At 69.6% G+C, this 13,880-nt stretch carries 13 protein-coding genes; 6 read left to right on the top strand and 7 right to left on the bottom strand.

Features of this window, described 5'->3' with window-relative positions:
* Positions 1-631 precede the first annotated feature (631 nt).
* From ABD848_RS14050 to ABD848_RS14035, 4 genes are all read right to left on the bottom strand, one after another.
* Positions 632-1,555 carry an EamA family transporter gene (locus ABD848_RS14050; protein WP_344971862.1) on the bottom strand — a complete coding sequence of 308 codons (924 nt, stop codon included), beginning with the start codon at positions 1,553-1,555 and terminating at the stop codon, positions 632-634.
* Complete coding sequence (gene upp, locus ABD848_RS14045) at positions 1,552-2,217, bottom strand: uracil phosphoribosyltransferase (protein ID WP_344971860.1); 666 nt, start codon at positions 2,215-2,217, stop codon at positions 1,552-1,554. The genes ABD848_RS14050 and upp overlap by 4 nt, the downstream gene beginning before the upstream one ends.
* Before the next feature lie 67 nt (positions 2,218-2,284).
* Positions 2,285-2,959: a phosphoribosylanthranilate isomerase gene (locus ABD848_RS14040; protein ID WP_344971858.1), complete on the bottom strand. Its 675-nt coding sequence runs from the start codon at positions 2,957-2,959 to the stop codon at positions 2,285-2,287.
* 83 nt (positions 2,960-3,042) lie between these two features.
* Positions 3,043-3,702: a nitroreductase family protein gene (locus tag ABD848_RS14035; protein WP_344971855.1), complete on the bottom strand. Its 660-nt coding sequence runs from the start codon at positions 3,700-3,702 to the stop codon at positions 3,043-3,045.
* A gap of 233 nt (positions 3,703-3,935) precedes the next feature.
* Between ABD848_RS14035 and ABD848_RS14030 the strand changes: the two genes are divergently transcribed.
* From ABD848_RS14030 to ABD848_RS14010, 5 genes are all read left to right on the top strand, one after another.
* On the top strand, positions 3,936-4,430 hold the full coding sequence (locus tag ABD848_RS14030; RefSeq protein WP_344971853.1) for a MarR family winged helix-turn-helix transcriptional regulator: 495 nt from the start codon (positions 3,936-3,938) through the stop codon (positions 4,428-4,430).
* Between the two features lie 508 nt (positions 4,431-4,938).
* A complete protein-coding gene (locus tag ABD848_RS14025) occupies positions 4,939-6,603 on the top strand; it encodes a DUF262 domain-containing protein (protein WP_344971851.1) in 1,665 nt (554 codons plus the stop codon).
* A complete protein-coding gene (locus ABD848_RS14020) occupies positions 6,600-7,820 on the top strand; it encodes a type II toxin-antitoxin system HipA family toxin (RefSeq protein WP_344971849.1) in 1,221 nt (406 codons plus the stop codon). The genes ABD848_RS14025 and ABD848_RS14020 overlap by 4 nt, the downstream gene beginning before the upstream one ends.
* Before the next feature lie 38 nt (positions 7,821-7,858).
* Positions 7,859-8,596: a hypothetical protein gene (locus ABD848_RS14015; protein WP_344971847.1), complete on the top strand. Its 738-nt coding sequence runs from the start codon at positions 7,859-7,861 to the stop codon at positions 8,594-8,596.
* 308 nt (positions 8,597-8,904) lie between these two features.
* Positions 8,905-9,195 (top strand): hypothetical protein, encoded by a 291-nt coding sequence (locus ABD848_RS14010; RefSeq protein ID WP_344971845.1) that lies wholly within the window; start codon positions 8,905-8,907, stop codon positions 9,193-9,195.
* Between the two features lie 126 nt (positions 9,196-9,321).
* Here ABD848_RS14010 and ABD848_RS14005 read toward each other — a convergent pair whose 3' ends face one another.
* Positions 9,322-10,335, bottom strand: coding sequence for a protein-L-isoaspartate O-methyltransferase family protein (locus ABD848_RS14005; RefSeq protein WP_344971843.1), 1,014 nt, complete (start codon positions 10,333-10,335; stop codon positions 9,322-9,324).
* Between the two features lie 1,100 nt (positions 10,336-11,435).
* The gene (locus ABD848_RS14000; protein ID WP_344971841.1) at positions 11,436-11,663 is read right to left on the bottom strand and encodes a hypothetical protein; all 228 of its coding nucleotides are present in this window, start codon (positions 11,661-11,663) and stop codon (positions 11,436-11,438) included.
* Positions 11,664-11,875: 212 nt separating this feature from the next.
* Here ABD848_RS14000 and ABD848_RS13995 point away from each other — a divergent pair, with 212 nt between their 5' ends.
* A complete protein-coding gene (locus ABD848_RS13995; RefSeq protein WP_344971839.1) occupies positions 11,876-12,817 on the top strand; it encodes a type IV toxin-antitoxin system AbiEi family antitoxin domain-containing protein in 942 nt (313 codons plus the stop codon).
* A 215-nt stretch (positions 12,818-13,032) separates the two neighbouring features.
* Here the strand turns inward: ABD848_RS13995 and ABD848_RS13990 are convergent, their stop codons facing one another.
* A complete protein-coding gene (locus ABD848_RS13990) occupies positions 13,033-13,593 on the bottom strand; it encodes an ATP-binding protein (RefSeq protein ID WP_344971837.1) in 561 nt (186 codons plus the stop codon).
* Positions 13,594-13,880: the final 287 nt, after the last annotated feature.

Here is a 13,880-nt window from a genome sequence, read left to right as displayed (position 1 = left end):
GGTGCCGGGCTAAGGCCGGCCTCTGCCGTCCACCTGGTGGCTCTGGCTGGGCGGCAGGGGCGGTCGGACGTCGCCGCGGTTCGCGTTTGGGGCGCCGCGGCGACGGGCGTAGCGGTGGATCGCGGCTACCGAGGCAGCGGGATCTCGCTATGTACATGGGCCAGTGACCTTGGGGATGAGGAGTGGAGGCTCGACACTCTCGCAGGGGATGTGTCGGGGTGTGTCCCGGGCGAGGGAGCAGGGGTTGGGCTCTCGCACCGGCGGCAACGGTTCAGGTAAGGGCAGAAGCGCCCGCGTTGTGAAGGGCGCGGTTCACGAAGGCGTGTCGGTGCGACCGGGTGGGGCCCGTCGGACTCGGATGTGCGGGGGCGGGGCGGCGCCGCGACACGGGGATGCCGCGGCGCCCGGACGTGTTCAGCTCACCTAGCGACGCGAGGGGGCCTGGCCGGTCACCGTTCCCCCGGATAGCCCACCGCCACAGCACCGCGGTCCGCTGGGCGCCTGTGGGCGCGCCGGCTGCGGTTGGGCGGTGGCCCTTCGTGAAGGAAGCGGGGCGACTCGTCGTTGGCATGATGGCTGTCCACCTGTGTGTATCGACCATCTCGGGACTACTCGACTGGCCGCTGTAGGGTTACGACGCACGGCTGAGGGGTTTCTCGGGTTGGTGTGATGCTTGCCGAGTGTCGTCGCCGGCGGACCGCCTGCGGGGTTGTGCCAGGACGACGGCGGCGATGACTGCCAAGGCGCCCATCGTCTGCAACGGCGTGAACGTCTCGCCGAGGACGAGGTAGCCGAGGATGGTCGCCGCGAGAGGGCTAGCGAAGGACAAAAACGACACCGCCAGCGCGGGGAGCCGTTCGATGCCGCGGAACCAGATGGCGTAGGCGAACAGGGCGCCGATGACGCTCAGATAGAGAAAACCGGTGATGTTGAGCGGCGTGATCTGGCTGGGCAGTCCCTCGACGAACAGCGTGATCGGCGTCAGGACAAGGCCGCCGACGGTCAACTGCCAGCCGGTGAAGGTCAGGACGCCCACGCCTTCGGGTCGGCCCCACCGTTTGGTGAGCACGATGCCCGAGGCCATGCTGGCGGCGCCGCCCAGCCCGGCCAGGACACCGATGAGGTCGAGGTCGGCCTGTGGCCCCAGCGCCAGCAGCGCCACCCCTGCCGCGCCGAGCACGCAGGCGAACACGTGGATGGGCTGGATCTTGTCCTTCAGCAGCAGCGCTGCCAGGAGCAGCACCATCATCGGCTGGACCGTCATCACTAGGGCGGCCACGCCGCCGGGCAGGTGGTAGGCGGCCACGAACAGCAGATAGAAGAAGGCGCCGATGTTGAGCACACCCAGCGCCAGAATCCGCCACCACCACACTCCCTGGGGCAAGGTGCGGCTGATCGCCAGCAGCACCAGCCCGGCGGGCAGCGCCCGCACGGTGGAGGCCAGCAGAGGACTGTCAGGAGGCAGCATCTCCGTGGTCACCAGGTAGGTGCTGCCCCAGATCGCCGGTGCGAGCGCGGTCAGGGCCGAGTTGAGTACTATCCGGTTGCCGGTCATTTGGTGGCCCCCGAGTCCCTCGTTCCGAAGTAGCGGTCCCCGAAGTCGCCGATGCCGGGGACCATGAAGGCGTTGTCGTTGAGTCGTTCTTCGATGGCGGAGGTGACGATGCGCACCCCCGGGTAGGCGTCGCCGACGGCCTCGCACCCCTCCGGGGAGGCGAGGAAGTTGACGAAGATGATCTGGTCTTCAGGCACTCCCGCGTCGAGCAGCACCCGGATCGCCGCCATCGCGGAGCCGCCGGTGGCGAGCATGGGCTCCAGCAGCAGCACGTGACGCTGGTCGATGTCGTCGGGGAGGTGCGAGTAGTACAGCCGCGGGAGCTTGGTCTTCTTGTCGCGCTGGATGAGGATCTTGCCGACGTGCAGGCCGGGGTGGAGCTGCCACATCTCGGCCTCCATGCTCTCCCCTGCACGAATGACCGGTACCGCGCACAGTTCGGCGGCGAGCTTGGTGCCCTGGTAGGTCTCGCCGACCGGCGTGGTCACCTCGTGTTTGTCGAAGGGCAGCAGGTCGATGGCTGCTTCCAGCAGCAGGCGGATGATCCGACGCGAGTAGAAGACGAAATCTTCGCGGGTGGCGTTCTTGTCGCGGATGATCGTGTGCATCGCCCGCAGTTGGTTGGTCTGCGGCAGCAGGTGGACGTTGCTCCCAATGGTCATGACTGGCTCTCCTAAAGGGGACGGCGGAGGGCGGCCACCTGTGGGCGACCGCCCACGGCAGGAGGGGTCAGCGGAGTTCGCCGAAGGCGCGGCGCGCCTCGGTGACGAACGTGCGCACCTTCATGCGGTCCTTGCGCCCGTCCGGACCCTCTAGGCCGGTGTGGGCGTCCACGGCGGCGGGGCGCACCTGAGCGATCGCGTCGGCCACGTTGTCGGGGTTGAGGCCGCCGGCCATCATCAGCGGCTTCGGGGAGCGCCGCACCAGCTCGGCGCTGACTGACCAGTCGTGGAGCAGTCCCGTGGCACCCTTGCCGCCGGTGGCGGGGTTGTAGGTGTCGGTGATGAACATGTCGACCGCGTCGGCGACCTCGTCGACCAGACCCAGCAGCTCCTCGGCGTTGTCCTCGCGCACCACCAGGCTCTTGAGAACGTAGAGGTCGGGGTGGATCTCGCGCAGCTTGCGGAGCTGGTCGGCGGGCACGTCACCGTGCAACTGCACGGCGGTCACACCCAGCTCGGCGCAGAAGGCGCTGACCTCTTCGGCGTCGGTGAGGTAGCTGATGAGCACGCCGGCGTGCGGCGGCGGGATGTCGGCGATGATTTTCGTGGCGTCGGGTTCGGAGATGTCGTCCTTACCGGAGGGCAGACGCAGCGGGAAACCGAGCCAGTCGACTCCCTCAGCGCACAGCATGCTCGCCTCGTCGGCGTCGATGATGCCGGCTACCTGGACCAAGTGCTCCATGTCAGTTCCTTTGGCAGTGTCGTGGGTGACGGCAGGGGGCGGGACGCCCCCGTGCCGAACCGGTCGGTGTTGCTGGGAATCGTTCAGCGGCTCTGGCCGTAGCGTCCGTAGAACACGTTGCGCTCGTGGGGCCTGCGGCCGGGGTGCAGCCGCTCCTCCGCTGCCACGCCGATGGACAGCAGCAGCGCGATGGCGAGGTCGTCGCGGCCGTCGATGCCGATGGCCTTCTTGACCTCCTGCTCGTCCCAGCCGTTCATGGGGGCGGTGGCATAGCCCATGCTGGTGGCGGCGAGCATGCAGTAGGTCGCGGCGATCATGGCGTCCTTGACCGCGTACTCGCGCAGCAGGCCGCGTTCGGCGAGGTCGTGCTGGAATGCCTGGCCGGCCTCGGCGAACATGGCGATGAACTCCTCGTTCCACGCCCCGTTGTCGCGGGCCTGCTGGTAGATGTCGCTTTGGTCCTCGCGCCATGACTGGAGCTCGGCGACGAACACTAGAGTGACCGGGGCCTCAGCGGGCTGGGGCTGGCCGTCAGTGGCCCTGACGAGGCCCTCGCGGCCTTCCTCGTCGGAGACCACTACGACCGAGCGGCACTGGAAATTCCAGCTAGAGGGGGCCTCAAGTGTGAGGTCGAGCAGCTCGCGGAGCTGGTCGGCGGGGATGGGGGTGGGCTGGTAGTGGCGGATGGTGCGGCGCGCCCGGATGGCGTCAGGCACCGAACTGTAGCTGGCGGGGTTCATCATTCACCCACAAACCTTTCGATATCGAACCTTAAGACGGCAAAATCATAGACATAGCGAGACAGTCCAGTCAAACAGTTCAACATCAAAATGTTAGACGCCACTATCCAGAGCCTGCACCCCACCACCTCCCCTTTGGTGATCAACTCACTACCCTGAGTCAATCGGCATAGGAACCCCAAGGTGGGGGGATGATAGGCTCTTAGAAATTTCGACATCGAAAGGTTCAGTTTGAAATGACAGATGCGGTTGACAAGTTCTTGGACCAGTGGGCGAAGGAGCGCCCTGACCTGGATGTCTCTCCCATGGCGGTGATCGGACGACTCTCACGGGCGTGCCGACTGGTGGAGCGCGAGGTAAAGGGCTACTTCACATCAGAGGGCATGGAACCGTGGGAGTTCGATGTCCTGGCGACACTGCTGCGCTCGGGACCGCCCTACACCCTGGGCCCCAAAGACCTCGTCGCTACGACCATGGTTGGCTCCGCCGCGCTGACCAATCGCGTTGACCGGCTCGTCAACCGGAACCTGGTCACGCGGGAAGTCGACCCGGAAAACCGCCGCAAGCTACTCATCTCCCTCACCCCAGAGGGGTTGGAACTGGCCAACCGGATGGCCGAGGGCCATGTGGCCAACGAGCACCGCGTCCTCGAAGGCCTGGACGCCGCCGACCGCGAGGAGCTGAGTCGGCTGCTGCGCAAGCTCCTGGAATCGCTGGGCGACACGTCCTAACGCCAAGACCGTCGACAACAGCTACATAGCGAAGAACAGCAAGGCCGAAGTCGGGCGAATCGTGGCGAGATCACGGTTGGTCATCCACGAATCGCCTTGTGTGCAAGCCGGAGTCCCAGTGATGCCACAAGATCCCCGAAAGTAACGGAAAGCAATAAAGAAATCACAGCAAGCCATCACACCTCGCACAACCCCCGGATGAGCCGCGGAGGGCGTCGCTGGAATGGACACCCTCCGCTCTTTCCGATGGATGAAATACCCCAAATCAGACGCTGTCTGCCGATCTCAAGCAAGATCAGGGGCCTCGGAGACGCAGACGGTGGACAGCAGTGCGATGTAGCGGGCCGGCGCTTCGGCGACCAGCCGCGGCACGCGGTTGATGAGATGGCAAAGCCGTTCGGGTAAAGAGACCGGGCGCGGCCCGTGCTCCGGCGATCCCGGCCATGGGGCCGTGTGGCGGGGCGCCCTTCGATAGCCTTTCGGTGCAGCAACCGAGGAGGGAGGCGGTGTGGCCCCGGTGACCCGCCCCGAGATCAGGGAGGCGCGCCCCGGCGACCTCGTGGCGTGGGCGCGCGAGGGCAGGCTGCGGCTGCCGTCGTTCCAGCGCTCCTACCAGTGGGAGAGCGTGGACGTGCGGCGGCTGTTCGACAGCCTGCTGCGCGGCTACCCGATCGGCAACCTGCTGGTGTGGCAGCGCCCGGCCGCCGCCGGCACGGTCACGGTGGGCCATCTCAGCGTGGCCGCGCCCGAGACCGGCGCGGCCTACTGGGTGGTCGACGGCCAGCAGCGCATCACGAGCCTGGTGGGGGCGCTCACCGCGACCGACGATACGGTCGACCCGCGGTTCCGTGTCTACTACGACCTGGCCACGGGCGAGTTCCGTTCGCTGTCGCGGCGCCGCCGTCCCGACGCGGACTGGCTGCCCGTGTCGTTGACGCTGGACACCGCCGCCGCCAACGCCTGGATCCGCGAGCGGCCCCACCTCACCGGTGAGCAGATCGACCGCGCCGACGCGGTGATCGCGGCGATCCGCGACTACCGGCTGCCGATGTACGTGGTCACCGGCGACGACGAGACGACGCTGCGCGAGATCTTCGACCGGTTGAACACCTACGGCAAGGCGCTCAAGAGCGCCGACATCTTCCGGGCGCTGCACGCCTCCCGCGACGACCGCGCGCTGGGCGACCTCACCTCGCTGGGCGCCGACGTGGCGGGCTTCGGTTTCGGCCGGCTGCCCGAACAGCTGCTCACCCAGAGCGTGCTGGCCGTCCGCGACCCCGTGGTCGACCGGGACTTCCGCCGCGAGTTCGACGGCGCCGACGACCTGCACACGGCGCTGACCGCCACGCGGGACGCGCTGGGCCACGTGGTGGATTTCCTGCGCGACGAGGCCGACATCCCCCACGCCAAGCTACTGCCCTACGCGCTGTTCGTGCCGGTGCTCGCCCGCTTCGCCGCCCTGTTCGGCCCGCCGCGGGGACGCGCCGCGCAGCTACTGCGCCGCTGGGTGTGGCGCGGCGCGGTGCTCGGGGTGGCCCCGCAGGGCAACACGGCGGGGCTGCGCAAGAACGCCAAAGCCGTGGCCGGTGACCCGGTCGGCAGTGCCGAACGCCTCATCGGCCTGCTGCCCACCCCCGACTCGGCGGTGTGGCGCCCGGACCTGGGCCACACCCGCCTCAACGCCGCCCTGGGCAAGGTCAACATCCTCGGTCTGCTTTCACGCGGCCCGCTGCCGCTGCCGGGCACCGCCGAGGCGGAGCGGGCCGACGGGACCGCCGGACGGCCCGTCGACGTGGCCTCGGTCCTGGAGGCCGACAGCCCGCCGCCGCTGCTCGCGCCGATCTTCGATATCGGCTGGCCGACGGGCGAGAACGTCGCCAACCGGGTCGTGGCCCCCGGCGCCAAACCGGCCCAGGTCCGCGACGCGCTGCTGGCCGGAGAGGTCGACGAGCGTCTGCTCCACAGCCAGTGCCTGGACGAGGGGTGCGTGGGGCTGCTGCGCGACGGCGACACCGACGGTTTCCTGGCCCGGCGTGCCGAACTGGCCGGCGCCGTGATCGCCGAGCACGTACAGAACCACGCCCTGTTCGGCTTCCGCGACGGCCCCGCGCTGTCGACCCTGTTCGAGGACACCCCCGACCCGGCGCCGGCAGGCGAGGACGGCCCCGCATGAGCGACGAGCGCACGGCCGGGGTGTTCCTCGGCGACCGCCGGGTGGGCACCCTCGGCTACCTCGACGGCAACACCTGGTTCGACTACACCGACCGCGCCCCCGACCATCCGGTGCTGGGCCAGGGATTCGAAGCCGACCCGCACAAGCGGCGCACCGCGAGCGGCTCGGTACCCGAGTGGTTCGCCAACCTGCTGCCCGAGCGCGGCAGCGGGCTGCGCCGCATCATCGGCCACGAGCTGGGCATGGCCCGGCCCCACGACTTCCGGGTGATCTGCTACATCGGCGAGGATCTTCCGGGGGCGGTGCGCGTCGTCGCCGACGCCGACATCGGCGAGTTGAGCGTGCCCGGCGAGGACAGCGACTGCACCCACGACCATCCGGTGCGGTTCTCACTGGCGGGGGTGCAGGCCAAGTTCTCCATGCGCTGGGAGGAGAAGGGCCTGGTGCTGCCGATGACCGGCGAGGGCGGCAACTGGATCGTGAAGCTGCCCGACCGGCGCTTCGCCGACGTACCCCGCAACGAGCACGCGATGCTGACCTGGGCGCGGCTGGCCGGAATCGAGGTTCCCCAGACGCGGCTGGTGCCCACCGCCGAACTGCACGGCCTGCCCGACGGGGTGGCGGCGGAAGGGGAGACGGCGCTGGCGGTGCGCCGCTTCGACCGCCTCGACGGCGGGCGCGTCCACCAGGAGGACCTGGCGCAGGTACGGGAGGTCGCCGTCGACACGAAGTACGACAACGCCTCCTACAGCGGCATCGCCCGGGTCGTCGCGGCGCTGTGCCCTCAAGATCTCGACGACTACCTGCGCCGACTGGCGGCGATGGTGGTGATGGGCAACCTGGACGCCCATTTGAAGAACTGGACGCTGCGCTACCCCGACGGGCGTTCCGCGCGGTTGTCCCCCGCCTACGACCTGGTGTCGGTGTCGGCCTACGCCGACACCGACGCCTCGTTCCGTGACGACCGGCTGGCTTTCGCCGTCAACGGCGGGCAGGTGGCCCGGACGGTGACGCTGCGCCACTTCGGCCACCTGGCCCAGCGCGCGAGGCTGGCCCCCGAGCGGGTGCGCGACGTGGTGGCCGAGACCGTGACGGCGCTGACCGACACCTGGCCCCAGGTGAAACGCGAGGTGCCGGTTCCAGGGTTCGTCGCCACCCACATCGACGCCCGCCTGGAGTCGCTCCCCCTGATCCGCGACGTCCGATTCGGGAACTGAACCCTGCCCGCCCCTCCCCCACAACTTCAGGAGACACAGTGCCGGAACCGCCGGAGTCCGACCTCTCCCGCCGAATCGCCGAGTTGGAGAACGCCGAACGGCGCCTGCGCGAACTGGAGCCGCGGCTGGTCGGCCTGAACACCCTGGAAGGCATCGAGGAACGGCTGTCGCAGTCGATCGCGGAGATCGAAGAGGGGATGGACGAGATCGTCGACCGAATCCGGGAGTCTTGCTCCGAGCTGGGTGAGCTGCTCATGGAACATGACTTCCCCGATGTCGATGAGCAGATGGCGGAACTTCGTGACGCCTTCGCCGAACTCAACGCCGTGGATCTGCGGTGGCTCTCCGAACTCGTCTGGATTCGCGACGGCGACGACGAGGGCGCCGCCGCGACCGTCGCCGACACCCCCGTGAAACGGCTGAACGAGGGCATGCCGGCAGATCCAGGCAGCAGCGACGCCCTCAGGGACAAGGTGGACGTCTGGACGGACCAGGCCGACCACTGCGCGGACTACCTCCAGGGGGTGGGGTGGCAAGCCGAGGAGTTCGGCCGCGCGGCCGTCACCGCCGCCCACCTGCAACGGGTCGACCTCGCCGATCGGGAGAAGGCGAAACTGCAACACCTGGTCGAGGAAGCCGAGAAGGCACACCAGGTGTGGGAGGGGTGCGTGGGGGCCGTCGCCGAGCACAAGCCCTGGGTGCCCGTCCCCGTCATGGAGAACCAGATCGAACTCTTCCCCGCCGAGGTCGCCGAGCGCTCCGACGCCCCCTGGTGAACGCCTCGGCCCCGTCCCGCGGCGGGAACGACCGCGGGACGGGGCGCCGCGGCGGGCGTCGCCCCGTTGCTTTCGGGCCGCCGGCCGCGGTGCCTGCCCTGGCTGGAGGGACAGTCCGGGGTAGTCAGCGGGAGAACCGTCGGCGTCACCGTGCCCGGTCGGTGCCCCTGCTGCGGGCGCCTGCCACACCCGACCGGCAGAGCCCCGGAGCCCCTGCTTGGCCATAAGGCATTGCGCGCAGGGCAGGCCAAGACCTACAGTCACAACTATTACTCAGAGTAGTTAGTTAACTCCTGAAGGGAGTGATCATGCGTCGAGTCCTGTCTCTCCTGGGCTGCCTGGCCGCTACCGGAGCCCTCACCCTCTCCGCCGCCCCGGCCCACGCCGCGCAGGGAACCGTGTACATCAACGGCAGCAAATACCACGAACCGGATAAACGGTGCTTCGATCGTCAGAGCGCACCGCTGCACGTCTACAACCTGACCGACAAGACGGCCTACGTCTACTCAAGCGTCGACTGCACGGGGGGCAAGCTGGGCAAGGTCGGCACCGGCGAGGAGGAGCGCTTCTACAACGGGCACAGCGTCTACGTCTACTAGCGCCGCGACGCTGGTTTGAAACGCGGTGACCACGCACGGCCACCAGAGACGCCGCTGTGGGGTGGGGCGACCGCAGCGTCGCCCCACCCTCCGCTGCCGGCCGTGGTGGCCGTGCGGATCTCCCGGTCACAGGGAGATCCGCCAGCCCTCCTCGATGCGGTGCAGCTCGGGGGTGTGGGTGTCGGTGGCGGGCTGTCCATCGGCGTGCCACTCGTCGATGAGGGCGCGCAGCCGGTGCAGGGCGGGCGAGTGGGCGCTGTCGGCGACGAGGCGCGGCCGGGGCAGCAGCACGAACAGGGCGACGTGCTCGCCCTTGTCGCCGTCGACGAGACCGTAGCCGATCTCGTTGCCGCGCCCGGCCGAGATCAGCCGGTGGGGTCTACGGGCGATGAGCCACGGGCGCAGATGGTCGCACTCAGGCCAGGTGAGGTAGGTGTCCTCGCTGTGGGGAGCCTCCAGTAGCCCGCTGAGGATGTCGCGGGCGAGGGTGCCGCCGCGCCCGTGCAGCCACTCGGCCGAGACGTAGCCCTGCTCTGTGGCGGCGTCGGCGGCGTCGGTCTCGGCCGCCTCCCGGTAGGGGGCGTCCATGCGCACACAGTCGGCGCGGTGCACGCTGGGCTTGATGGGCACCCCTTCGGCATCGACGACACAGCGCAGCAGCGCCGTCGAGTAGACCAGCCGCGCCGTGGGCAGCGGGTGCAGTATGACCGCGCCGGGCGCCGTCTGGGCGAGCCAGGTGTCGGGCAGGCGGGGCGGGGAGGTCCAGGCGATGATCCGGTCGAACGGTGCGTACTCGGGGGCACCGGACAGCCCGTCGCGGGCCAGGGTGGTAACGGTGGTGTAGCCGGCTTCCGCGTGCAGGCGCGCGGCGCGCTCAGTGAGGTTGGCCAGGATGTCGACGCTGACGACACGGCCCTCTGAGCCGGTGAGCTCGGCCAGCAGCGCCGACGACATCCCCGATCCGGTGCCGATCTCCAGCACGCGCTGGCCGGGCTGGAGATCGAGGAGCCGCAGGCGGCGCAGGATAACCGCGGTGTCGGTGGTATGGCGGGCGGCTTGGCCGTCGCTGCCGCGGTAGTGTTCCTCGCTCACGGCCTCGGCGGCACGGGCGATGGCGTCATCGGTCGCGCTGGTGGACACGCGGGTTCCCCCCGTCTGACGTCGTTGTCTGGTCGCGGTGTTCGGTTGTGTGATGTGGCTGCTGCCCTGTTGTCGACGGGCGATGCCGGTACCGACGCTTTTTCCGGAGCCGTGTTCCTCAGCTGCGTGCGGTCGCGTGGAACAGGGATGCGGGGCGGGTGGATCCGCCGGCCGGTGTGGCGCTGCGAGCCCCGAGGCGTGGCCCCGGTCGGGATGGGGTGGCGGCGGCTGCGCCGGGTGCGGGCGACGTCTCCGGCTGCGTGCCTCGAGGAGCGCGTCGCCGTCGCCGGAGGCGGCGCGGTGAACGATGTGGACATGGTGGCGGCGTGACGGCGGCGCGGTCGCGGTGGCTCGCTCGGCCACCGACGCTCTGCGCTCGGCTGCCGCGCTGTGAAGCGGTACCGAAGACGGTAGCCGGTGCCGGTAGGGGCGATCCACCCTCCGGTGGCGCGGAAAGCGTGCGGAGTGCTGCGCGGCGCAGTCATCCGGCCTGGCGCTGTGGGGGTGAGGAGTTTCAGGTCGGCGCCTGCTATCTCGACGTCGACGGTCGCCTCCTCGGCTGACGGGGACAGGGAACGGCGGGTGAGGGCGTCGCGCGACACGGCGGCCGCTCTCCGGATGGCGGGAGCGTGCCTGCCGTCGTAGCCGCCCTCACCGGGCAGGCGCGGCAAGACGTCGGGGCGAGGCCGCGCAGCGCTGCGTCCACCAAAGGTGGCGCGCTGTAGCGGCCTGCCGCTGGGCGACGGGGAGACGCATGCGGGGGTGGGTCACCTCGTTGTCCAGAGACGGGACGTGGGACGCGACACGGCGGCGCCGCGCCGACGGGGCAGCTCAGCCTGGTAGGCGCCGATACCCCCGCAGCTCACACCCGGTGTGGTGTGCTTGATCAGCAACCGCCTAGCGAAAGCTACCAGCTTGTCTGCCCAGCGTGTTGGCCGAATGTGGACGTACCGGCGGCGTGGAGCGGCCCGCGGGGCCCGTTACGCCGTCCCAGGTGAGACGCTCGACGGAGTGGGAGCGCTACCACGCCAGCGTGAAGCCGCGGATTCGGCGGACTCGACGAATTCGGCGGATTCGGTGGATTCGGTGGATTCGGCGGATCACCCGTGCGCTTCGGCGGCCGAGACGACGGCGAGCAGGTCGGCTTCGCGGCCCGGCGGGGCGACGAGGTGGAGGCCGACGGGTCCCCCGGCGGGGGTACGTCCGGCGGGGATGCTGACGGCGGGGTGGGCGATGCACTCCAGGGCGGTGGCTGTCACCTCGCGCGCCGCGAGGTCCCCGGCGGCGATCCGGCGGGCCGACAGCAGCGGGTACTCCTCAGTGCGCACGGAAACCTCGGAGGTGAAGATTTCGGGGACGAAACAGCCACGAGGATGTCTGCTCGGCGATCCTGGGCCGCGAGGATCGCCGAGCAGACATCCTCGTGGCGAGCAGGCAGCCTACTATCCGCCCTCGCTGCCCCACCTCGCCGGCGGCGGGTTGTCCACAGGCAGGAAGCAGGCGATGGCGGCCGGAGGTGCGGGTCGGCACAGTCGGAAGCATGCCGATATCGGGATCTGCACTGCGAGGTATCCTCGCCACAGCCGGCAGGCAGTACGGCCTGATCACCCGCAGCCAGGCGCTGCGTCACGGGCTCGACGACACCCGCATCAGAACGCTGCTGCGCCGTGGGGAGTGGCGCCGCTGCCACCCCGGCGTGTACGCAGTGGCTTGTCTTCCGGTCGATACCGGCAGCGACGAGGGGCGGCTGCGGGTGATGGCCTTCGCCGCCCGACTCGCGGCCGGCCCCACGGGTGTGGTCTGCGGCCCTACCGCCGCCCGCCTGTGGGGCATGCGGGGGCTGGCCCGCTGGGACCGCCGGGAGATCCACCTGGCCTTCCCTGGGGCGACCCGCTGCCCGGTCATGCCAGGGGTGCGCACCAATAAGCGCGCCATCGCCCACACCGAGATCCACGCGGCGGACGGCCTGCGGATGACCACCCCGGGGCGGACCCTGCGCGACGTGGTGCTGGAGGTCGACCGGGAGACCGCCGTGTCGCTCATGGACTCCGCCCGCAACCTCGGACTGGTCGGCGACGCCGAATTCGCACGGTTACCCCGCGGCAACACCGGACGCCGCGGCAACGCCGCCTCCGCCGCATGGTGGCGCCTCTCCGACACGCGAGCGCAGAGCCCGCTGGAGACCCGGGTGCGCCTGGTCTGCGTCGACGCCGGGATCACCCCTGACGGCCTACAGCATCCGCTGCCCCTGTCCGGCGAACGCACCACCCTCTACGGCGACCTGTGGTGGGACGCCGGGCCGCTGCTCGTCGAGGCCGACGGCGCCGAACCCCACAGCCGACCGCAGACGATCGTGGGCGACCGGCACCGGCAGAACGCCCTCCTGAACGCCTACCCCCACCTGAAACTCCGACGCTTCGGCTGGCGCGACCTCGACCACCCCGCCGCCATCGTCGCCACCATCACCCACGCCCTACGCTGACCCCCATACCCGCCACGAGGATGTCTGCTCGGCGATCCTGGGCCGCGAGGATCGCCGAGCAGACATCCTCGCCGCGAGCAGGCAGCCGGTGATGGGGGTGCGCCCCGCCCCCTCCACGGATACGGGGCGCACCCCGGGAAAGGCCGGACAGCCCGCCGCCCCGGGGGAGGGTGAAGCGGCAAGGGGAAGGGCGTCCGGCCGAAGGACCCAGCGGGTCAGGCGTCGCGCCAAGCGCTACCGGACAAGTCGTAGGCCAAGTGGAACCACACGCGGCGAAAGCCACCCGGGCCGCTGTCGCCCCACGAGGACGACAAGGCATCCACCAGCGCCAAGCCGGTGCCCGACCGGGAGTCGGGCTGAGGGTCGGTGAAGGCCGCCAGCGAGCCCGCCCGCAGCCGCGACTCCGAGGCGGGAGGATCGTCTGTGCCGTCGTCGCGGCACGTCAGCGTCAACCCGGCCTGGCTGCGGCGCACCACCAGCGAATAGTTGCCGCCGGGCCGCCCCGAGTGGGTGTGGGCGATCGCGTTGCTCGCCAGTTCGGTGCCCAGCAGCGCGAACAGGTAACGGTACTCCCCGCCCCGCTCGGCGGCGCACGTGTCGAGGAAAGCCCGCACCAGCGGCAGGAACGTGGTCAAGCCCGGGAAGTCGTAGCGACGGTACAGGTAGTAGGGCCGATCCGGACGACGGTTGAAGTAGTGGCGATACAGCGGCGGCACCAAGGCGTCCAACGCGACGGTGACCTCAGGCAGCGGCGGCATCGGGGCAAGCGCGGGCATGACAGACACTCCTCCTCCAGGCACGGGAGCAGACCAGGGGTTGTGCAGGCGCCCGCGGCAAGACTCAAAGTTCACCGGACACAGGGGCGGACACCCAGTAGCGCGACCCTCATTGACCCAGGGTGATGCGCTGATCACTTGCTACACTCTAAACTATAAGCTGGCATTTGCCAATTCTCAAGGGCATCTTTGGAAAATGCCAGAGCCAGTGGAGGGGTCTAAACTGCGATCCATGCGACGAACCCCCAGTCCGTCGGTACGCCTACGCCGACTTGGCCGAGAACTAC

The organism is Salinactinospora qingdaonensis (assembly GCF_039539445.1).
GTDB classification, from domain to species: Bacteria; Actinomycetota; Actinomycetes; order Streptosporangiales; family Streptosporangiaceae; genus Salinactinospora; species Salinactinospora qingdaonensis.
This window is presented reverse-complemented; position numbering and strand designations above follow the sequence as displayed.